General features: G+C 40.1%; 19 protein-coding genes. 10 read left to right on the forward strand and 9 right to left on the reverse strand.

What is annotated here, in order from left to right; genetic code table 11:
- Window positions 1–6: 6 nt before the first annotated feature.
- A complete protein-coding gene (locus H6G77_RS17615) occupies window positions 7–1599 on the reverse strand; it encodes an FAD-dependent oxidoreductase (protein ID WP_190670587.1) in 1593 nt (530 codons plus the stop codon).
- A 534-nt stretch (window positions 1600–2133) separates the two neighbouring features.
- Here H6G77_RS17615 and groES point away from each other — a divergent pair.
- Window positions 2134–2445 (forward strand): co-chaperone GroES, encoded by a 312-nt coding sequence (gene groES / locus H6G77_RS17620; protein WP_190588452.1) that lies wholly within the window; start codon window positions 2134–2136, stop codon window positions 2443–2445.
- A 77-nt stretch (window positions 2446–2522) separates the two neighbouring features.
- Window positions 2523–4163 carry a chaperonin GroEL gene (groL, locus tag H6G77_RS17625; protein ID WP_190872251.1) on the forward strand — a complete coding sequence of 547 codons (1641 nt, stop codon included), beginning with the start codon at window positions 2523–2525 and terminating at the stop codon, window positions 4161–4163.
- Window positions 4164–4271: 108 nt separating this feature from the next.
- Here the strand turns inward: groL and nifE are convergent, their stop codons facing one another.
- A complete protein-coding gene (gene nifE, locus H6G77_RS17630; RefSeq protein ID WP_190872252.1) occupies window positions 4272–5663 on the reverse strand; it encodes a nitrogenase iron-molybdenum cofactor biosynthesis protein NifE in 1392 nt (463 codons plus the stop codon).
- 970 nt (window positions 5664–6633) lie between these two features.
- Between nifE and H6G77_RS17635 the strand changes: the two genes are divergently transcribed.
- The 3 genes from H6G77_RS17635 (at window position 6634) to H6G77_RS17645 (ending at window position 10376) form a co-directional block, all read left to right on the forward strand.
- Complete coding sequence (locus H6G77_RS17635; protein WP_190872253.1) at window positions 6634–7830, forward strand: LLM class flavin-dependent oxidoreductase; 1197 nt, start codon at window positions 6634–6636, stop codon at window positions 7828–7830.
- A gap of 357 nt (window positions 7831–8187) precedes the next feature.
- Complete coding sequence (locus H6G77_RS17640; RefSeq protein WP_190872254.1) at window positions 8188–9150, forward strand: TauD/TfdA family dioxygenase; 963 nt, start codon at window positions 8188–8190, stop codon at window positions 9148–9150.
- Window positions 9151–9314: 164 nt separating this feature from the next.
- Complete coding sequence (locus H6G77_RS17645; protein ID WP_190872255.1) at window positions 9315–10376, forward strand: aliphatic sulfonate ABC transporter substrate-binding protein; 1062 nt, start codon at window positions 9315–9317, stop codon at window positions 10374–10376.
- Window positions 10377–10554: 178 nt separating this feature from the next.
- Here the strand turns inward: H6G77_RS17645 and H6G77_RS17650 are convergent, their stop codons facing one another.
- Both H6G77_RS17650 and H6G77_RS17655 read right to left on the reverse strand, forming a co-directional pair.
- The gene (locus H6G77_RS17650; RefSeq protein WP_190588446.1) at window positions 10555–11859 is read right to left on the reverse strand and encodes an MFS transporter; all 1305 of its coding nucleotides are present in this window, start codon (window positions 11857–11859) and stop codon (window positions 10555–10557) included.
- Window positions 11860–11980: 121 nt separating this feature from the next.
- The gene (locus tag H6G77_RS17655; protein WP_190872256.1) at window positions 11981–12283 is read right to left on the reverse strand and encodes an ATP-binding cassette domain-containing protein; all 303 of its coding nucleotides are present in this window, start codon (window positions 12281–12283) and stop codon (window positions 11981–11983) included.
- 401 nt (window positions 12284–12684) lie between these two features.
- On the opposite strand from H6G77_RS17655, the gene H6G77_RS17660 reads away from it, so the two are divergent.
- The 3 genes from H6G77_RS17660 (at window position 12685) to H6G77_RS17670 (ending at window position 15275) form a co-directional block, all read left to right on the forward strand.
- A complete protein-coding gene (locus tag H6G77_RS17660) occupies window positions 12685–13206 on the forward strand; it encodes a pentapeptide repeat-containing protein (protein WP_190588444.1) in 522 nt (173 codons plus the stop codon).
- 364 nt (window positions 13207–13570) lie between these two features.
- Complete coding sequence (locus tag H6G77_RS17665; RefSeq protein WP_190872257.1) at window positions 13571–14587, forward strand: TOBE-like domain-containing protein; 1017 nt, start codon at window positions 13571–13573, stop codon at window positions 14585–14587.
- Window positions 14588–14909: 322 nt separating this feature from the next.
- Window positions 14910–15275, forward strand: coding sequence for a hypothetical protein (locus H6G77_RS17670; RefSeq protein WP_190588442.1), 366 nt, complete (start codon window positions 14910–14912; stop codon window positions 15273–15275).
- 114 nt (window positions 15276–15389) lie between these two features.
- On the opposite strand, the gene H6G77_RS17675 is transcribed toward H6G77_RS17670, so the two are convergent.
- The 4 genes from H6G77_RS17675 to H6G77_RS17690 all read right to left on the reverse strand — a co-directional run bounded on the left by H6G77_RS17675 (window position 15390) and on the right by H6G77_RS17690 (window position 18919).
- Window positions 15390–15659: a hypothetical protein gene (locus H6G77_RS17675; protein ID WP_396020677.1), complete on the reverse strand. Its 270-nt coding sequence runs from the start codon at window positions 15657–15659 to the stop codon at window positions 15390–15392.
- A 225-nt stretch (window positions 15660–15884) separates the two neighbouring features.
- A complete protein-coding gene (locus H6G77_RS17680) occupies window positions 15885–17000 on the reverse strand; it encodes a sulfate ABC transporter substrate-binding protein (RefSeq protein WP_242049240.1) in 1116 nt (371 codons plus the stop codon).
- A 539-nt stretch (window positions 17001–17539) separates the two neighbouring features.
- Window positions 17540–17986 carry a FosX/FosE/FosI family fosfomycin resistance hydrolase gene (gene fosX / locus H6G77_RS17685; RefSeq protein WP_190872258.1) on the reverse strand — a complete coding sequence of 149 codons (447 nt, stop codon included), beginning with the start codon at window positions 17984–17986 and terminating at the stop codon, window positions 17540–17542.
- 117 nt (window positions 17987–18103) lie between these two features.
- Window positions 18104–18919 carry a class I SAM-dependent methyltransferase gene (locus H6G77_RS17690; RefSeq protein ID WP_190588441.1) on the reverse strand — a complete coding sequence of 272 codons (816 nt, stop codon included), beginning with the start codon at window positions 18917–18919 and terminating at the stop codon, window positions 18104–18106.
- A 108-nt stretch (window positions 18920–19027) separates the two neighbouring features.
- On the opposite strand from H6G77_RS17690, the gene H6G77_RS17695 reads away from it, so the two are divergent.
- On the forward strand, window positions 19028–19894 hold the full coding sequence (locus tag H6G77_RS17695; protein ID WP_190872259.1) for a Cof-type HAD-IIB family hydrolase: 867 nt from the start codon (window positions 19028–19030) through the stop codon (window positions 19892–19894).
- A 12-nt stretch (window positions 19895–19906) separates the two neighbouring features.
- Here H6G77_RS17695 and pyrE read toward each other — a convergent pair whose 3' ends face one another.
- Window positions 19907–20428, reverse strand: a complete 522-nt coding sequence (gene pyrE, locus H6G77_RS17700) for an orotate phosphoribosyltransferase (protein WP_190588439.1) — start codon at window positions 20426–20428, stop codon at window positions 19907–19909.
- A gap of 243 nt (window positions 20429–20671) precedes the next feature.
- Here pyrE and H6G77_RS17705 point away from each other — a divergent pair, with 243 nt between their 5' ends.
- Window positions 20672–21556 (forward strand): NAD(P)-dependent oxidoreductase, encoded by an 885-nt coding sequence (locus H6G77_RS17705; protein WP_190872260.1) that lies wholly within the window; start codon window positions 20672–20674, stop codon window positions 21554–21556.
- Window positions 21557–21821: the final 265 nt, after the last annotated feature.

Consider the following 21821-nt stretch of genomic DNA (forward strand, 5'->3'; position numbering starts at 1 on the left):
TAAAACTTACACTGTGACTAATTCCCGTTTTGCAACTATCGACTCAGGCTTGACCCAAATCTGATCTAACCCACCACTCAACAGGCGATATTGTTGGTTGGGGTCTTGTTGCGGATAATCCATCCGCTTGTGCATCCCTCTAGTTTCTTGGCGTTGCAAACCACTGTTGTACATCCAGCGTGCAGTTGCAACCATCGCTGCTGCTTCCCGCGATCGCACAATATGGCTATCATAAGGTGTGTTACTACGGCGGATTTCTTGCCATAGGTGATCTAATCTTTCTAAAGATTCACCTAATACAGATTCGCTGCGGAAGAGGTTGCGGTCATAGGGAAAAACTTCAGCTTGGGTTGCCGCGATCGCTTCTTCAGCAGAGAATTGATGATCACCGCCGCCACGTAACCCAGCTGCACCCACTCCCTGAACACTGCGCTGGCTGGCTTTTTCACCCAAACTCAAGGCATAGTTAGCCGCAGATTGTCCCGACCAATAGCCAGAAGACATTGCCCAAGCCGCATTATGGCTACCACCACCTGTAAAACCACCGCAGATTAATTCTCTAGTAGCAGCATCCCCCGCCGCATAAAGTCCATTAACTGAGGTAGCGCAGGTATGGTCAGTAATCCGAATCCCACCAGTACCGCGTACAGTTCCTTCTAAACGCAAAGTGATCGGGAATCTTTGTGTAAATGGGTCTATCCCCGCGCGATCGAATACCACAAAGAAGTTAGGCTGAGAAGCTCGCATCCATGCTTTAGTTGCTTCATCCATATTTTGGTCGAGACGTGCATACACAGGTTGAGTCAGCAATGTCTTAGCAATCACTGAACGACCACGTTTAGAACCTGCACCTTCAATTACTGTGCCATCTTCATAGGTGAAAGAAGCCCAATCATAATATCGGGTCTTAGTCACCGAAGAAAACGCCGGCGAAATCGCATAGGCATTGGAAAATTCCATCCCAGAGAAATCAGCCCCGGCTTCAGCAGCCATTAAATAACCGTCTCCTGTCAAAACATTACAACCCAGAGCCTTACTCAAAAAGGCACAGCCACCAGTTGCAATCACCACGGCTCCAGCTTTCACTGTCCAGTGTTCCCCGGTTTGTCGATTAATCCCCTTAGCACCAGCTACCGCGCCTTCTGCATCCACCAATAACTCTAAAGCGGGACTGTGGTCTAAAATTTTCACCCCTGCTTGCTTAATCTTTCTCCGCATAAACCGCATATACTCTGGGCCTTGCAAAGAGCGACGGATAACTTTTCCTTCTGCATCCACACTAAAACGGTAGCCTTCGTCAGCCAGAGAATTAATGTTGTCATAGGTACGGTCTAATACCCGCTTCATCCACTGCCGATCTGCCAGGAAACCTCCCATCGCTTCTCGGCTGGCCATTGCGGCTTCTCGTTGTTCTGGGTCTGGTGGTATATACCATACGCCATTTCCAGATGCGGCCGCTGCACCACTTGTACCGCAGTAACCTTTATCTACTAACACAACTTTTGCGCCACTGGTGGCTGCACTCCAAGCCGCCCAAGTTCCAGACGGGCCGCCACCAATAATCAAAACATCAGCGTCTTGATGAGTAGAACTATTCATGAAATTTACTCCTTGAAAAGTAAGAAATGGGGAAGGGCAATCTTCCCCAGATAATGAGCGAGGCTAAGTTACATACATAACTAGCCAAGTTCATCTAGGCATAATTTCTAGAAGACCTGAAAAGTTAGCTCTCCAAGTCTTACATAGGCTTCCTTAAAATACTAATTATTGACCGATTTAACGTAGTTAATTTAGCAGTATTGCATTGCCATTCAAAAAATTCAAGTACTTAGTATATGTAAAACAAATATTTAGTTATTCTAAGTAATGCTAGGAATATAGGCTTTACTGCACTACTTGATTTTTTTCAAACTATGTGACATGATACTTAACACAGTAAAGTACGGTAACTCGATAAACTTACTGTACTAACTCCTCTACCGGCAATTCTGATTTAACTCGCTATTGCTTAGTTAGTTTAATCAGAAGCCATTCCATGCCTAGGGTTTAATTTGAAAAACACAACCTATGAGGAATTTTCCTCTCAGTTGAATTGAACATTTACCTCAAAAAAGTGAGTTTGGAGAATTTTGTATGGCAGCTATAGCGTTGAGCGTATCTACCGTTAAACCTTTGGGCGATCGCGTGTTTATCAAAATTAGTGAGTCCGAAGAAAAGACTGCGGGTGGTATTCTTTTGCCTGATAGTGCTAAAGAAAAACCGCAGGTAGGTGAAATTGTCGCTGTCGGCCCTGGTAAACGCAACGATGACGGAACCTATCAAACTATTGATATTAAAATTGGCGATAAAGTGCTGTTCTCTAAATACGCTGGCACTGATATCAAGCTAGGTATAGAAGAGTATGTCCTGTTGTCAGAAAAGGATATTTTGGCAATTGTGTCATAGGCGATCGCCATTCATTATTCATCATTCCTAAATAGCCAATCATCAACCTACACAATCTAAAAAGGACTGAAATTACTATGGCTAAACGCATCATTTACAACGAAAATGCTCGTCGTGCCTTGGAAAGAGGTATTGATATTCTGGCAGAAGCGGTAGCAGTTACCCTCGGCCCCAAAGGTCGTAACGTTGTTTTAGAAAAGAAGTTTGGCGCACCTCAAATTGTGAATGATGGAGTCACCATCGCTAAAGAAATTGAATTAGAAGATCATGTGGAAAACACAGGCGTGGCTCTAATTCGTCAAGCTGCTTCTAAAACTAACGATGCGGCGGGAGACGGCACAACCACAGCAACAGTATTAGCTCACGCCATTGTCAAAGAAGGCTTGCGAAACGTTGCGGCTGGTGCAAATGCCATTCAACTCAAGCGTGGTATTGACAAAGCCACAGGTTTTCTAGTCGATAAGATTAAAGAACACGCTCGTCCTGTGGAAGACTCCAAAGCGATCGCTCAGGTTGCAGCGATCTCTGCGGGTAATGATGAAGTCGTCGGTGCTTTAATTGCCGAAGCCTTAGATAAAGTTGGTCGTGAAGGCGTAGTATCTCTAGAAGAAGGTAAATCAGTCACCACCGAACTGGAAGTTACAGAAGGCTTGAACTTCGACAAGGGTTATATTTCTCCCTATTTTGCGACTGATGCAGAACGGTTAGAAGCAGTCCTAGATGAGCCTTTCTTGCTGTTAACTGATAAGAAAATCACATTGGTACAAGACCTAGTACCGATTCTGGAACAAGTCGCACGTCAAGGCAGACCCTTAGTAATTATTGCCGAAGATATTGAAAAAGAAGCTCTGGCAACCTTAGTTGTCAACCGTTTGCGGGGTGTGTTGAATGTTGCGGCTGTCAAAGCACCTGGATTTGGCGATCGCCGTAAAGCTATCCTCGAAGATATTGCTATTCTCACAGGTGGACAGTTAATTACCGAAGATGCTGGTTTGAGACTTGATGCTACCAAGCTCGACCAACTCGGTAAAGCCCGCCGCATCACCATCACCAAAGACAGCACCACCCTCGTAGCAGAAGGTAACGAGCAAGCTGTCAAGGCAAGAGTAGAACAAATCCGCCGCCAAATCGAAGAAACTGAGTCTTCCTACGACAAAGAAAAACTCCAAGAACGTCTGGCGAAATTAGCCGGTGGGGTTGCAGTGGTGAAAGTCGGTGCAGCCACAGAAACCGAACTCAAAGACCGCAAACTACGCCTAGAAGATGCCATCAACGCTACCAGAGCAGCTGTTGAAGAAGGTATTGTTCCTGGTGGTGGTACAACACTGGCACATTTGGCTCCTGAGTTAGAAACCTGGGCGAAGGCTAACTTAGTAGATGAAGAATTAATCGGTGCGTTAATTGTCTCTCGCGCTTTGGCTGCACCTCTCAAACGAATTGCGGAAAATGCCGGCCAAAATGGTGCGGTGATTGCAGAACGAGTCAAAGAGAAAGAATTCAATGTCGGTTACGACGCAACAACCGGCGAATTCGTTGATTTGTTTGCGGCTGGAATTGTTGACCCCGCTAAGGTGACACGTTCCGCCATCCAAAATGCCGCGTCAATCGCAGGTATGGTATTGACTACCGAAGCAATTGTAGTTGACAAACCAGAACCAAAAGATGCCGCCCCTGCTGCTCCTGGTGGCGGCTTAGGCGGTGGCGACTTTGATTATTAATAGATCGATAGGCACGAACTGTACTAGTTGATTGTATTGGTCATTTGTCTTGTGTTATGACAAATGACCATTTACATTTTTATCAACCTAAATTAGCTTACTTAGCACTCAGTATTTGGCATAGCTGAATTTTTCATCCCAAGGCGCAGCTTTACTAATCTGCTCCCATATAGGACTATACAAAGCTTCATGCAATTCCCGTGCTAGTTCCACTAAACCCGTGTAACCTGCATAAGCGTGATGACGTTCATGGTTAATATCTAAGAAAGGAATCTGTGCTTTGAGTGCTGTATATTTATTACCAGCTCCAGTAATCAAAACATCAGCCTTTGTTTGGTGTAATGCCTTTAATAATGCTTGGGGAGTTGTGTCTGACAAAACTATTCCATCTTCACCAAGATATTGTTTAATTTTTACTTTCTCCTCGTCTGTTGTTTTGCCATCTGTAGCCGCAATAACTTCCATTCCCAAGTCTTTAGCTGCTAAAATCAACGACCAACTTTTTACGCCGCCAGTAGAAAGAATAATCCGCTTACATTTTAAATCAGCAAGATATGGAGCTAAAGCAATATCCAAAGCAGCAGTTTCTTGAGCAATCAAATCTTCTGTTCGTTTTTGCAACTCATGAGCCACACAACTATCTTCTAAAGATAAACTCAATTTTGCTGCAATATTCCGCAAGCAATTGTTTAAGTTGGTTACGCCATAAAAAGATTCCTCAATATATGGAATCCCATAACTTTCTTGCATCGTTTGTGCCATTTGGATAGCTACATTGGAGCAAAGCACAACATTTAATTTGACACGATGAGCATAACAAACTTCTTGATAACGAGCATCACCTGTGATTTTGGCAAGAACGCGAATCCCTAGTTTTTGGAATAATGGTAAAATATTCCAAGTTTCGCCAGCGACATTATAATCACCAACAATATTAATATCCAATGGTGTCGTAAATTCTGGCTCTGCTGTACCGATAACATAATTCAATAAAGTTTCGTTACCGATCCGATTTCCCAAATTCTTACTACCAAGAAATCCAGGTGCATTCACATAAATGACCGGAATATTAATTTGTTGTGTGGCCATTTTACAAACGCTATCAATATCATCCCCAATCAAAGCTGTCAGACAAGTAGCATAAACAAAAATAGCCGCAGGATGATAGTGTTGAGCAACATACAAAATAGCTTTGTACAGTTTCTTTTCTCCACCAAAAACGATATTACCCTCACTAAAATCAGTCGTAAAAGCAGTTTGGTAGAGTTGTGAGCCTGATGAAAGGCTACCATGAGTCGCCCAAGGATTATGAGTACAAGAAACAGCACCATGTACTAAATGCACAGCATCAGTAATAGCTCCGGTAGAAACCATTGCTCCATCAAAAGGGCAGTTTCCTTGAGTTGAACCTGGTTGTGGTGGTTTTGAGCAGGTGAGTTTTTTCTTACCTCTGAGTGTTTTTTGATTAGCTTTACAAGCTGTTTCTTGCGTAGTTTTCATAGTTTTCTCATTCTGACTAGGAATACAAAATAGCTAAGATTAATACCAATTCACAGAATTACTGATACAAATCACTTCCTCTGCTTCCGGTCACCGAGCGACTTGTAGCAAGTGTTCGCGCAGCGTCTCCATCAGGAGAAGTCGAGGCGCTGCTTGCCGATATGTATCATTTTTAAAGTGAAATGGTATGAAAAGTTAGAATCATGGTTTTCTACTTGTCTCTTTCTCCTCGTTATTTATTAGCTACTACACATCTTTATAGATGTTATTAAGCACAGTTGAACAGAACTAATTGGTAGTAAAAAGACAACAATTTACTTACAGATAAAACAGGTAAATTTTCTGACGCATCCTGTATTCTTAGTAAGACTTTTTAGAGTATTTTCCTATTCTACAAGCCACATCTTTCCTCCTCACTTCTAACAGATGTAACTAACTCAAATAGAAAATACTACCAGGGTAGAAAATTATTAGCTTACCTAAATATTAGTATAGCTAAGAATATTATTCTAAATTATTTTTTTGATATTTTTAAAGCAAAATTTAATTTATGAAAATCAGTATTTATGAGATATCCAACTTTTTTGATAAGCCGGAGATATTTTTATTAACTAATGGTTTAAAAGAAATACTTGATTAAGTATTTAAACTTAACCAAGCCTACATTTTGGGTAATTATTAACTTTTTAAAACAATTTATATAGGTATTTTTCCTAAACCTAAGAAAAACTCACATTTTCGCTATTATCGCCTTATATAGGAATCCGATTTGATTTCTGAATCTAGTTGTGTAAGCAGGGAGTAGGGAATGGGGAGTAGGGAGTAGGAAAGAAGCCTGACCTGAGTTTACTGATTTTTTTCATAAATCAAATATTAGTCCTATATATCTATATAACACTAATTCTATCGATTAACCGGATTATAATGTAGAATTTTTTTGCAATCTGAAAATATATACACAATTTCAACTATGATTCTTAGCCATCATCCTGGTTCAATTGTCGGCTGGGACAGATTTGCGGCTCCAACGGATTTTGCTCTTAGCCCTCTTTCTCAAGCATTGAAACAACCTGTATTGCTGGGTTTATTTTTACCCATTCAGGCAGGAGGTTGGAGCGCATCTAGATTACCACGCACTACTGACTGGCAGTTTGAATATAACAAAGCACTGGTACTTAAGGCTGAGACATTAGGTTTTGATTTGATATTTGCGCTGTCACAGTGGCTTCCCAAGGGTGGCTATGGAGGTGTTTTCAACGGAGAAGCTCTAGACTCGTTTATCACAACAGCTGCTCTGACAAGCATCACCCAAAAAATTATGCTCATTTCTACTATTCATGTGTTGTATGGGCCAATTCACCCGTTGCATTTAGCCAAATATGGTGCGACGTTAGACCATATATCAGGGGGTCGTTGGGGCATTAATATCGTAACCGGACATCGGGCTGTAGAACATGAGATGTTTGGTTGGAACCGCATTGAGCATGATCATCGCTATGAACTGGCGGCTGAGTTCTTAGAAGTGGTACAACGTCTGTGGAATGATGACGAGAACTTTTCTTTTGAAGGAAAGTCCACTTGGAAACTTGGTGGAGCCTTTGTCACACCCAAGCCGAAATATGGCCGCCCAGTGTTGGTGAATGCTACAGGTTCAGATGCAGGTATTTCTTTTGCGGCGCGTTACTCAGATATTGTATTTATTACTAGTCCTGGAGGGTCAGATTTTGCTAGTGCGATCGCACTCTTACCAGCCCATACCCAAAGAGTGAAGCAAGCAGCGCGGGATATTGGGCGCGAAGTCCGCACACTTCTTAACCCTATGGTGATCAGTCGGGAAACTGAGCGCGAAACTTGGGACTACCACGATGCGATCGTTGCGTATGCTGATCCTGACGCACCTTTAGGCTTTAGCAGATTTGACAGTGATGCTCACGCTTGGAAGGGTCGTGTCGGTAAAGATGCACTGAAACGTCGGGCGATTGGTGGAAATATCGAAGTCATTGGTACACCTGAACAGGTAGTTGAGCAGTTTATCCAGTTGAAGCAGGCTGGTATTGATGGCTTGCAATTGAGTTTTTATGACTTTAAAGAAGACCTGGAATTTTTTGGCGATCGCATTCTCCCTCTGATGAAGCAAGCCGGACTGAGATTATCATCTGAAGTCTGAAATACAGCCATTTCCCAATCTAAAATTCAAAATCCAAACGACTTGGTGACTACTATCAAGGCAAAAACACAAAAAATTGCTAAATATCAACCACATACTACGGTAAGTTTATCGGAATAGTGTATGATATGTTTAGTTATACTCCCAATATCAAAATTTTCTGATGAGATATCAGCAAAATTCCATAGACAGCAGGGGAGTGTGAACATTACTCAACTAGGACTTACGCAGTGAGACGAAAAACCAAGGGTTTTGGGAAGGGTATAGGGGTGTATATGTCCAAAACCCTTACACCCAGTCTCCGCAGAAAATTTTTGTGCGTAAGTCCTGTCAACATTCAAACTCTGGAGAATTTTCATGGGCTACAAACATATAGAAGTCAAACAAGTAGCTGGTTTCATCGGTGCAGAAATCAACGGCGTAGACCTCAAACGTCCTTTGTCTGATGAGCAAGTTAAAGAGATTCGCAAAGCCTTATTGAAATGGAAAGTATTGTTCTTTCGGAATCAAAATATTGATCATGCGGCTCAAGTCGAGTTTACATCTCGTTTTGGCGAAGTCACCTTTGCTCATCCTTTAGGAGAAGTTGAACCAGTACCAGGATTTCCCCAACTTAAACCTGTAGACCGGAAACTATATGAAAGACAGTATGGTTTTCGCAGTGGAGGCCCTTGGCACACAGATGTAACAGCAGCAATTAACCCACCAGCCGCCTCTGTTTTACGTGCAGTTAATGTTCCTAGTTTTGGTGGCGATACCCAATGGAGTAATCTTGTAGCCGCCTATGAAGGACTATCAGCACCTATACGTGATTTAGCCGATACCTTAAAAGCGGAACATCGCTTCAATGGAGGTGGCTATCAACCTGAAAATGGCAAATTTGCCCAGCGAATTGCTGTTAACCCACTGGTTTCCATTCATCCAGTCGTCAGAGTTCATCCTGAAACTGGTGAACGTGCGTTGTTTGTAAACCCTGGCTTCACTTCACATATTGTTGGTGTATCACCACAAGAAAGTAAGTTGTTGTTAGAACTATTCTTCAACCAAATCACCAAGCCAGCTTACACCACTCGCTTCCGTTGGAATAACGGTGATATCGCCTTTTGGGACAATCGCGCTACTGTGCATTTAGCTCCCCAAGATTTGGATCATTTGGATGTTGAACGTTTACTTTATCGGACAACTATTACTGGTGATGTTCCAGTAGGAGTTGATGGTTTCCGTTCAGAAGTCGTTCATGGTGAAGCCTTCAGTGCAGAAGTCCCCAACGTTCTCCAACAAAAAGCCGAGTCTAAAGAAGTAGAAGCAGTACTTTCTTAAAGGTGCTGATACTATCAGCACTCACGTACAAAGGTTGTCTATTAAGAATGGTTGTAAGGGTTTCGCTGTGAGTTTCGACAAGCTCACAGTGAAGCTCTGAAATCCCTATTATTTATAACCTTTCACCTATTACATCTATAAGACTCAAAGTTGAGTCAAAAGTTATGAAAAAAGTCCAAATTGGTAATTATGGAATATCCAGACGAGACTTACTTTATGCTGTTTATGGGTTAGTTTCGTTTACGACTTTAGTCAGTTGTGGCCAAAACAACGCTAGTACCAGTAGTAGTAATGTCAGCACAACTAATGTTAAAAGTACAAGTAATAAAGTTGTGCGGATTGGCTATCAAGTTTCAGGAGATTTGACCCATGAAAAAGGTGCGATCGAAAAACGGCTAAATCCACAAGGAATTAATGTTACTTGGTCTCAGTTTATCTCTGGGCCACCACTATTAGAAGCTTTAAATGTCGGTAGTATTGATTTGGGGCCAACAGGTGAAACACCACCAATTTTTGCTCAGGCTGCTGGCACAAATTTGATTTATTTAGTTAACACTCCACCCGGAACAGGAGAAGGTTCGGCAATTGTTGTATTAAAAGATTCGCCTATTCAAACATTGGCAGATATTAAAGGTAAAAAAATTGCTTATTCCAGAGGTACGGCTCAGACCTATTTTGTGGTGAAAGCATTAGAAAAAGCCGGACTAAAACTTAGTGATGTTGAATCTGTAAACTTACCAATTGCAGATGGACGTGCAGCATTTCTGAATAAGACAGTAGATGCTTTTGTAGAAGGCGATCCGAATCTGATTAAGCTTCAAAGAGAAGGTAGCATTCGGATTTTACGAAATGCCCAAGGAATTAATACACCAGGAAGTTATTACTTAGCATCTAGAAATTTTGCCACTAATAATGCTGATTTGCTCAAAGCGATTTTAGAAGAATATTATCAAGTGGGTCAGTGGGCGAATAAAAATAGACGTGCAGCAGCCGAAATCCTGGCTCCCAAGGTCAAGACTGATGTAGATACTATGGAATTAGCACTGACCAGAAGAAAGTTTGATATGCGACCAATTACCGAAGAAGTAATCAATGCTCAACAAAAGATTGCTGACCTTTTATATCAACTAAAAGTTGTACCGAAACAAGTCAATATTAAAGAAGCCACATTAACGGCTCAAGAATATGCAGCAATTACACCTGATGCAGTGAGAAATAGAGCTTAATTTTAAATATTCTAAAATTTTGCTCTGTTTCTTGATCAAGATGTAATTTATCAGTAAAAAAAATCAAGGGATTAAGGAAGGGTGTAGGGGTTCAGGTGTTAAAAACCCTCACACCCATTCTTTACAGACAACATTTGTGCGGAAGTTTTGTCAATACATCTGTACAGAAACTACAAAGCTAATTCAACTTTTTCCAAGACAAGCTTTTTGTTTCGCCAGCTATCCAATGTCTGACTCCTGGTAATTGTGCATAAAACCACCACGCACCCAAGACATACAAGCTACCACAAATAATCAAGGCCTCAGTCGCCCCAAAATGCTGGGCTAATGTTCCAGCTAAGAGGTTTCCAAAGGGCATTGTACCTACCATTGCTAAGGCATAAAAACTCATTACCCTTCCACGTTTATCTTCAGCGACTAGGGTTTGGATAATCATGTTACTGCTGGTAATGCTGAGAATAGAAAAACAACCAACAAACACCAGAATAATGATAGATAAACTAACGTGACGCGAGAGTGAAAAGGATATCAGACTCATCCCAATCAATACTTGAGATGTAACAATTACACGATCTAATCCGATGATGCCTCGTCTGATGCTCAAAAACAAGCAAGCAAAGAAAGAGCCAATGGGGGCTGACGTGCTGAGGTGAGCCATTGTAGTTGCATCTCCATTGAGAATCTTGACAGCAAATACAGGCATAAGTGCGACATGAGACATCCCGACTAAACCATGTAAGGCCAGCATCAATAAAATGGCTCTGATAGGATGAAACTGAGAGACATATTCAAAGCCTTCCCGTAATTTTGCAAAGGTATCGCGGAAGCTAGTAAGATTCTGCATTGGTCTGGCTTTTAATTCCATTGCTAACAGGGTAAAAATAGCAGGAATGTAGCTGAGGGTATCGTAGAGAAAACAGTATTTTACTCCGAGGGTTGCAATCAAAATCCCTCCCATTGCTGGGCCTAATACGAGGGAGGAACTTAACATGACTGAATTGAGCGCGATCGCATTACTCCAATCAGCTTTATCATCTACGGTTTCAGTAACAATGGTATGACGCACCGGCATATCTAACCCCTTGAGCAAACCGTTAAGTACACTCAAGGCCAAGAGGATGGGAAAGGTAATCAAATTCGTAAAGGTCAGAATTGTTAAGGCTAAAGAGACGCTAATTCCTGATATCTGCACTATCATTAACAAGTCACGACGACTCCAGCGATCAGATAATACTCCCGAAAAAGGAATCAATAATAGCGTCGGTAAAAATTGTACAAAACCAGCCACACCCAACAACCAAGCTGATTTAGTCAAATCATAGACGAGCCAAGGAATAGTTAACTGCTGGGTCATAAATGTCCCAGACATAGATAGTAACTGTCCCCCAAAAAACAACCGAAAATTCCGCCAACGGAAGGCAGGTAAATAATGGTAAATCGTCTGACTGATGCGATCGCCTAGTTGTCTATGCCAAACTTTCATAGGGGAAGCTTTAATATGTTTTACTAACTATTAGATTAGCTAACAGTCATTATATGATAATAGCTAATCTGCTTGAGTCAACAGGCGATCGGATGATTTAGCTTTTACTTTTTTTTCACAATTAAAGTTGCGATTGCTGTCCAAACACTACCCCAGTCTGATAAGCCAATTCTCGCCGCTTTTTCCAAGGGTTTAACCCCAGCAAAGTAGCTTGCCCAGATGTGGGATATAAAATACCTGTGAGCATTTTAATGGTTGTAGACTTGCCTGCACCATTTGGCCCAATAAATGCGATCGCTTGACCATCGGGAACACTCAGCGTAATATCATCCACCGCCACAATCTCAGTCTGTCTGCGGTTTCTACCCCAACCTTGCGTTAAGGTAAACGTCTTGCGTAAATTTTCCAGTTCTACGGCTGTCATTACCGATGAACTCCTCAAAAACATATTACATATATACTACAAAAGCTCTCATATTTCACTTAATCGGTCAAAATTTCTCTGATTCCCGGCAAAGGAAAAATAGATTTATTCCTGGATTTCTCACAAGAGAGAAATCCAGGGGTGTGGGAGGTGTGGGAGGATGGTGAAGAAATCTTTCCCCCTCCTCTCCCCACACTCCCCACACTCCCCACACCCACTACCCATACGTGAGAAATTCGGGTTATTGTTCCTCCTGCCTCCTTCATGCCTCAGCATTACAGCAGCTATCACTGGAATTTATAGATTTGAACAAAAATAGTATTTGTTTTTCACAATCAACTTATCTACAGTAAATATCAACTAATGAACTCAAAAATTCAGCATTTACCAAAAGAGGTAGCATGAAGAAATCAATTTTTCAAACACTAACTAACTGCTTAGTAGCTGCATTATTTGTAGTATTAGTGGCAGGATTTTCGCTATTTGATCAACCCATTGCTAAGGCTCAATCATTAACACCACCCGTAACAACAGAAGTTACAACAGAAGCTACACCTGCACCTGTAAAAACGGTGGCAGAAAATGTCAGACATTTGCTGACAACTCATGAATGTGTTGGTTGTAACCTGATAGGAGCAGCACTAAAAGATACTAATCTGCAAAATGCGAATTTAGAAAATGCAAATTTACAAGGTGTTGATTTAGAAAGAGCAAATTTACAAGGAACTAACCTCAAAGGTGCTAATCTTCAAGGCGCAGATTTAGGTAAAGCCAGCATTAGAGGCGCAAATTTAGATAATGCTAACTTATTTGATGCCGATTTGGAGAAGGCTGATTTGACAGGTACAAGTATTGTAGGTGCAAACTTTCAAGGTGCTGATTTAGAACAAGCCATTACACCACCAGGTTTAACAAACTACTAACAATACTTAGCTTGAGTATCAGGAAATATTTTCCTTTTTGAACCCTATTGTCACACTTGATAGTAGGGTTTTTGTCTTTTTTTTCTTGTTGGAAATTAGTGATATAGGACTCATATTTGATTTATGAAAAAAATCAGTACACTCAGATCAAGCTGCTTTCCTACTCCCTACTCCCCATTCCCTACTCCCTGCCCACACAAATAGATTCAGAAATCAAATCGGATTCCTATATCTATGTTTACTTCTACTTAAAGATATATTGACAAAATTTACTTGTATTTAATTTGTTACCAATGGTATATGTTAGATACAATACGGTAAACCTAGCAATAAGCCGTAGTTAATTAGTTAAGGGATAACGGCAGTGGGCATAGTAGTTGAGAATATATCCAAGCATTTCGGAAGTTTTAAAGCAGTTGATCAAGTTGATTTAACAGTTAAGAGTGGGTCTTTAGTGGCATTACTAGGGCCGTCTGGTTCTGGTAAATCTACTTTATTGAGACTAATTGCCGGGTTAGAAATGCCCGATAGCGGTAAAATCATCCTCACTGGCAAAGATGCTACATATAAAAATGTCCAAGAGCGCAATATTGGATTTGTATTTCAGCAGTATGCGTTGTTTAAGCACATGACTGTGCGGCAAAATATTGCTTTTGGTTTAGAAATTCGCAAAGTTCAAGATAAAAAAATCAAGGGAAGAGTTGAACAGTTATTAGAGTTAGTTCAATTAAAGGAATTAGGCGATCGCTATCCTTCACAGTTATCTGGTGGTCAAAGGCAACGGGTAGCATTAGCAAGAGCCTTGGCTGTAGAACCAGAAATATTATTATTGGATGAACCTTTTGGTGCGCTTGATGCGAAAGTGCGGAAAGATTTAAGAATCTGGTTACGCCATCTTCATGATGAGGTGAATGTCACTACAGTGTTTGTCACCCACGACCAAGAAGAGGCGATGGAAGTATCGGATGAAGTCGTGGTGATGAATAAAGGACGTGTAGAACAAGTAGGTTCACCCGCAGATATTTACGACAATCCCGCTTCCGCATTTGTGATGAGTTTTATCGGCCCGGTGAATGTCTTACCTAACACCGCCAGAATTTTCCAAAGCACCGGGTTTAATGCAGGACACCCAGAAGTCTTTTTGCGTCCCCAAGATGTGATTATCGAAAAGTACGCTCAAGAAGCAACAGCATCAGCTAAAGTCAGCCGTCTGATTCATCTGGGTTGGGAAATTCAGGTGGAATTAACTATAGACGATGGTCAAGTTGTGACAGCACATCTAACACGCGATCGCTTCAACGAATTGCAGTTAGAACCACAACAACAGGTTTACGTCAAACCAAAACATGCTAAATCTTTTCCCGCTTATTACTCCGTCTAATAGTGAAAATCGATATTTAAGTTGAGGGAATAGGAGTTAAAAAATTCCTAATTCCCTTTTTTATTGCTTTTACTGATTAACATTTTATTGAATTTGTCAATATTTCATTAGACATATATCTTAGAAAAAATTGTTATTGAAAACACCATAATTAATATCCTAAAGGAAGAGGTCGCTTACTAAATTTTCAAGACAAAATGATATTAAGTTTTGTAAGCAAGTAATTTATCTGGCAATAGATAAATTTACTAAATATCTTTGTGCTTTTTAAGCATGGATAAATTTGCTTTACTTCGCTTGATCACACACGCATAAACCTACAATGAAAAGTATAATTTTTAGTGGCTTAACTTTCTTATTGATATCTACTACTTTCAGTCCTGCTTATAGCAGAGAAACGGTAGTAAATAATTCCAAAGCTTTAAGTGGTATTTCAGAAGTCACTAATGCAATCAAACCTTTTGAAATTGCAGGTTTGGCTTATCAAGGGCAATTGAGAAATCAGGGAATTCCTGGTTATGCTAGTTTGCTTCAAGCTTATCAAACCAGACAAATTAGTGCTAAAGATGTTGTTCGTAGCGCAGTTTTAGCTAACAAACTACCATCACAAGTTTTAAATGACCAAGCATACATTAATGCTGTCAGAAATTCTCTAGATGGTTTTGTCAGAAATAACCTTGTTAATTAATTTGAGTTTAATTGATCAGGACTTAATTATTGACTAAATTTAAGTCCTGATATTTTTAATCGGTTTATCGTAATTATCGGCGATTTAAAGAAGTTTGAAAAAAGAATTTTATAATTATGTTGATGAATCATTATTATTGAAGAGTTGCTTTTTACTACGCTTCAATTGTTTCCAAAGACATTTAATTTTTTTATAAGCTTCCTGTGATGTGAGCTTGCCATTTGTCTCTAAACTAGTGATAATGCCTACTTTTTGAGCAAATTCTTGGAGATTCGCATTAAAAATCAAGTTTTCTGGCTTAACCTGACCATAGTAGCGACTGCGAGGAGAAATAAATTTGTCTTTTTCTGGTTCACTCGGCTGTTGCATAGTTTCAGATTTCATTCAAAACTTTCTCCTCATCATAGCCAATCTAGTTAGATTTTGGTTTTGTAAATGCTGATTCTTGCTGTAATATTTAACTTATCGAAGAATGTAGGCTCTAGCAATTCTATGTGAGTTATTAAAGATTAGAGATTTAGAACCACGATTTATAGGATAAATCGTGGTTCTATTGTGCCTTGTTATGTAGGTTATAAAATAAATTTCTGAAAATTTTTACTCACCTGTCTATTTTGAAGACTTAACGGCTTGAATTTTGTCAAAAATAGCACCTTCATTAAAAAACCTCTGTTGAATTTGGTTCCAACCACCTAAATCTTCAGCTTTAAACAGAGTTTTAATGTGAGGGAAAGTGCTACTTACTTCTTGCGCGATCGCAGTATTAACGGGGCGAAATCCGATTTTGGCAAACTCGCGTTGAACCTCTGGAGTGTAAAGATACTGCACAAATGCTTCTGCAACTTCTCGATTTTTGTGTTGCTCAACATTTTTATCCACAATAGCAATTGGATTTTCAATAGAGATATTGACATCAGGGACAATATATGAAAACTTTTCGCCTTTTTGTTTTGATAAAATCATTTCGTTTTCATAGTTAAGTAACGCATCTCCTTCACCTTGTTTAAAGAACAATTCCGTGGCGTTACGAGCAGTCTTGGGTAACACAGGCACATTTTGATAAACTTTGGTAGTAAAATCTAAAGCCTGATTTTCATCTTTTCCGGTTTTTGTGACATAACCCCATAAACCCAAAAAATTCCATCGCGCACCACCAGAAGTCTTGGGATTAGCTGTTAATACCTTGACTCCAGCTTTTGTCAAATCTGTCCATGTTTGAATATTTTTAGGATTACCCTCACGAGTAGCGATCGCACCTACAGATTGAGTCACAATTGCATTGTTTGGGGCTTCTTTTTCCCAACCCGGCTGAATAAAACCTGTTTGAACCAGTTTCTCTACATCTAGAGCCAATGATAGGTGTACCACATCAGCCTCTAAACCATCAATTACATTCAAAGCTTGAGAGCCAGAGCCATCATAACTTTCAGTAAATTTGAGATTTTGGTTATGTTCTTTTTTCCACTTCTCGATAAATTGCGGAATAATCTGTTCGTATGCAGCCTTGGTGACTGAGTAAGAAACAAACGTTAGATTAACATCACCCCCTGAATTAGCGACGTTACTATCCGTTTTAGCAACATTGACTGAAGTGCAAGCCGTCATCACCAGACTAAAACCGATTCCCAATAAAAATAAGAATATTAAGCCCCAATTTCTTGTAGCTTGCCAACTTTTAACAATCCGCGTGCGAACTTGTTTTGTTATGTGTTTGTTGAACTTCAAAGTTAACCTCCCCCTATTAATTCGGTAAGCCGATCAATTTACTGTAGATTAGGGGTATTATAAGGTAGTCACTGAAATTACATAACCTTCAGTTAACCTAAATTTAAACAAATTGTGGTTTGAGTTGATGTACAAGCTTCTTCCTTAAGAGAGTTAACCAATTTTGTATTTTAGATTTGCAATTTTAGATTGACCCTGATCACCAGGGTGCGGGGTTTAGGGATTTGATATTGACGTTAGCAGCGAGTATTTTAGATTTTTCCACCCACTAGGGGCTGCCGTGTATACAAAAATCTAGGTTGAGCGCATCTATCCCGCCTCAGAATTAATTCCGAGTCTCACAGCACAAGTCCTCTGAAGAGGACTCAACTAGAAATTCATTCCAGTCCACTTGAGTGGACTTTGGCTGTGAGCCTGGAACTTTAGTTCAAGGCGGGATAGGGTTTCCATACTACAAATTTTTGACTTGTGTATGCACGGTAGCCACTAGGAGTGGGGTTTGTACCCCAAAAAATTCAAAATCCTTACACCCCATACCCTTACACCCAATCTCCACAGATAATCTTTGTGCGTAAGCCCTTTGATATTTGGCGATATTTTTCTAATCGCTGCTCTAAAGTACCTGTGTGTAACTCAAATAAATGATTATCGTAGTCGTAAAAATATAAAGAACGCCCTTCACCTTCTACACGGCTGCGACCTTCCTTGAGCTCTACACCAAGACTACGAATTTTTGCTGCATACACTTCGTAATCTTCTTCAAGTATTTTGAAAGCTACGTGATTATATGATTTTTCTGGTAGAGGTTCACCTTCCATAACGGCAATCCATAAGTCATTGATTAAGAAAAACTTTTCTTTAGCGATTGAAAAACTATGCTCACCGCTAGAATAAATTTCTTGAGCATTAAAGATAAACGTGAGAAAATTTGTCATTCGTTCTAAATCTTTAACGATAAAGGTAATATGGCTAACTCCCTGAATCATCTTATTGTCTAGATTTATGTAATTAAATTAAAACTAAAAGTATGATAAGTATACAAAATAATATACCTGACTTTATCAAACAGCCAGGTATATATTTTGTGAGCGAAACTAATTTAATTAAGCCCAATTACGCACTACAACAATTTTGAAACTACGTTCCTCAGATAAATCGTAATCTAGAGAACCAAAGTGTAATAAAGCCCACTCGCGTAAATCTCGCACAGCCGGAACAAAGATATCATCAGGAATTGCCCAAGATGCACTTTGAGTTTTATTTTCGTAATTTTCTAACAACTGGCCAAGTGTTTGTTTGAATGGCCATCTAGCAGCAATTACTGTTTCTAAAGTTGCGCCTTGTGCTTCTAATTCTGCTAACACTTCTTCTTGTGTTGCACCATAACGAGGTAAAGGATGACCATAGCCATCTAAAATAGCTCGCCAACGTTGAGTAAATTCCCACCTCTGAGGATTAGTATCCTCACTAGGTTGAGTAGCGTTAGCCTGTCCATGACTGTAGAGGTAAATTCCACCTGGTTTCAAGACACGGCGGATTTCTGCTAGTGCTTGTTTCCAAGCCGAAATTAAATGAAATACATGAACCGTCAAGGCTACATCAAAAGAATTATCCTCAAACGGTAAAGCTGTAGCATCGCCTTGAACAGTTGTTAATTTGTGGGAAACACCCTCTAGTTTTTGGTGTAGTTCCGCCAACATTTTTTCTGAGACATCTATACCTGTATATGAATAACCCCGCTTCACAATTGGTACAGCAATTCTACCTGTACCAATACCAGTTTCATAAAACTTTGTTTCTGGTGTTGGTGAAACTAAGTTGAGAATAAAGTCTGTCACCTGCTCAGAAATTCCTGGTGGAAATCCCCTGGTTGCATCATAAATATCAGAAACTCGGTCAAAAGAAACAACGGTAGTCATAATCTGTATCCTTAATATTGCTTAGTTGAGAAAATAATACAATAAGTTGATAGATTTAGCGTAGATTAAGTTATAATTTTTCTTTCAATATCTGCAACCAAATAATTTATGAACACTGTCTATGTTTCTGATTTAGACGGTACTTTGCTGGGAAATGATGCGCTTCTTTCTTCATTCAGCAAACAAGTCCTGCATGAACTTTTAAGTCAAGGGCTACAATTTACCGTCGCTAGTGCGCGTAGTGTTATTTCTATCCAAAGAATGCTGAAGGGTTTAAATTTGCGTCTTCCAATTATCGAATTTAATGGTGCTTTTATTTCTGATTTAAATTCTGGTAGACACGAAATTATTCATGCTATTCATCCTGATGTAGTGGAGAGTATCTATAAACTAGTTATTGAGTTCGGCTACGTTCCTTTTATCTCAAGTTTTAATGGTGCGGAAGACTGTGTTTATTATAAAGATATTATCAACGATGGCATGGGTTGGTATATTAATCAATGCCTAAAAAACCAAGATAAAAGATGGCGTACTATTGAAGATTTAACTTATTCCTTTCGTGATCAAGTTGTTTGTTTGACGGTGATTGGTCATGCACAACAACTGCTAGAACTTCAAGATATAATTTCTGAAAAACATGGCAATAGTATAGAGATACACTTGTTTCCTAACCAATATTCTCCGGGGTGGTATTGGTTAACAGTTCACGACAGCAAAGCTACTAAAGACCAAGCTATTCAAACTTTGGTCGATAATTATGGCTTAGGAGAAAGTGAGATTGTGGTCTTTGGTGATCAAATTAACGATATTAAAATGTTCAAGATAGCTGATTATGCTATGGCGGTTGCGAATGCAGATGCTAAATTGAAGCTTTTTGCGTCATCAGTCATTGGCTCTAATACAGAAGATAGTGTCGTGAAATATATTCATCAGGATTGGTCAAAGAAAGTTGCTCTCAATAAGATATCGAGGTAATTTAGCTCTATATTAATTAGAAAAATCATGACGCTTTAGCAGAGAAAGTAATGTGATATCTTCAGCTAGGAGTTTATCAAAAGCACCTTCTTCTCTGTCGATAACGCAAAGAGCATAATCAATTTGTGCGCCAAGTTGACGCATTTGATTGGCTGAGATGACAATTTGACCGCCAGAAGTTACCACATCTTCTACAATTAGCACTTTGCGATCGCTAATTTTAGCACCTTCAACTAAACGCGCAGTGCCATATTTTTTTGCCTCTTTACGGACGAAAGCTGTGGGTAAACCAGAGTAGTGTGATAATAGCGTCACTATCGAAATAGCTCCTAGTTCAAGACCAGCCAATACTTCAGTATCTCTGGGAATGAGGCGAACCATCTGCCTGGCGATCGCATCAATTAAAGTTGGATCTGCCGCGAATTGATATTTATCAAAATATTCGCTTGATATCTTACCAGAACGCAGTTGAAATGAGCCAGATAGATGGGAAACTGCATAAATTTGCTTTGCCAGTTCGCTTTTAACTTCCATTTATTCACCTTAGCCAAAGTACTTTGGCTGAATATTTACTGACTGAGTACTTGGCACAGCAACAGAAAATAATCTTGCTGGTTCAGTCATTTAATGCTTGCTTTCTGGGAATGAATTATGATAACTTCCTAATCAAAGCTTAACTACGGCAATTCTATCAGGTTATAGTGGTTTTATCAGAGCTCAGTTACAAAAGTCAGCGTAGTAGTTAAAAGCTGAATACAAAGCATTATCAAGCTTTTTATGGCAATTCAAACAGTCGGTATTTTAAGTCCGGGTGATATGGGACAGGCGGTAGGATCTGTTCTCAACCAACATGGATTGAGAACTATTGCCGCCCTAGAAAATCGTAGTCCCAGAACAAAGCAATTAGCAGCCGCAGCTAATATCCAAGATGTGGGTTCTCTCACACAGTTGGTAATTGAATCAGATGTCGTGTTATCCGTTTTAGTCCCCGCAGCTGCGGCGGAAGTCGCCCAGCAAGTCGCCCAAGTAATTAGTAACGTGGGGAAACAAATTCTTTATGTTGATGCTAATGCGATCGCACCCCAAAAAGTAAAAAGTATCGCTCAAATCATTGCATCATCAGGCGCGACATTTATTGATGCTTCGATTATTGGCCCACCTCCTAGAGTTCCCGGACGCACTCGCATCTATGCTTCTGGTAAACAAGCCGCAGAATTTCAACAACTAAGTAATTATGGATTAGATATCCGAGTCATTGGTGATGAAATTGGTCAAGCTTCTGGTTTGAAAATGTCTTATGCTGCCCTCACCAAAGGATTAACCGCAATTAGTACAGAATTATTAATTGCTGCCCATCGTTTAGGGTTGGATGAGCAATTATGGAACGAAGTATCTACTAGCCAGCCAGAACTTGCTAAGATACTGGCTCGTTCCATTCCGTCTATGACACCAAAAGCACATCGTTGGGTAGGGGAAATGGAAGAGATTGCAGAAACTTTCAAAGAAGTTGGTTTGACCGATCGCATTTTTTACGGTGCGGCTGATATCTACCGTTTAGTAAAAGATACTTCTTTGGGCAAGGAAACACCAGAAGAATCTGACCGCGATCGCCAATTGAAAGAAATCATCACCACTCTGTCTGAAGAAACAGCAACAAACTAAATAGGACTTACCCACCAAGATGGTCTATAAAGATTGGGTTTGCGGTAAGTCAAAAGGTAAGAATTCAGCACTCAGGAGTCAGAATAATAAAGTCTAGTAGTGTACCAACCCAAAATTGCTACGTGGAAGTAAGCAAGGGAGCAAGGGAGCAGGGGAGAAACTTGCAGTAAGTTTTCCCCCCTGCCCCTCTGCCCCTCTGCTGACCACAACGCAAAGTTTCCTTGGCAGACTACTAGTAGTAAATCAGTAGATTGATTTATCAAAT

Source organism: Aulosira sp. FACHB-615 (assembly GCF_014698045.1).
Lineage (GTDB): Bacteria > Cyanobacteriota > Cyanobacteriia > Cyanobacteriales > Nostocaceae > Nostoc_B.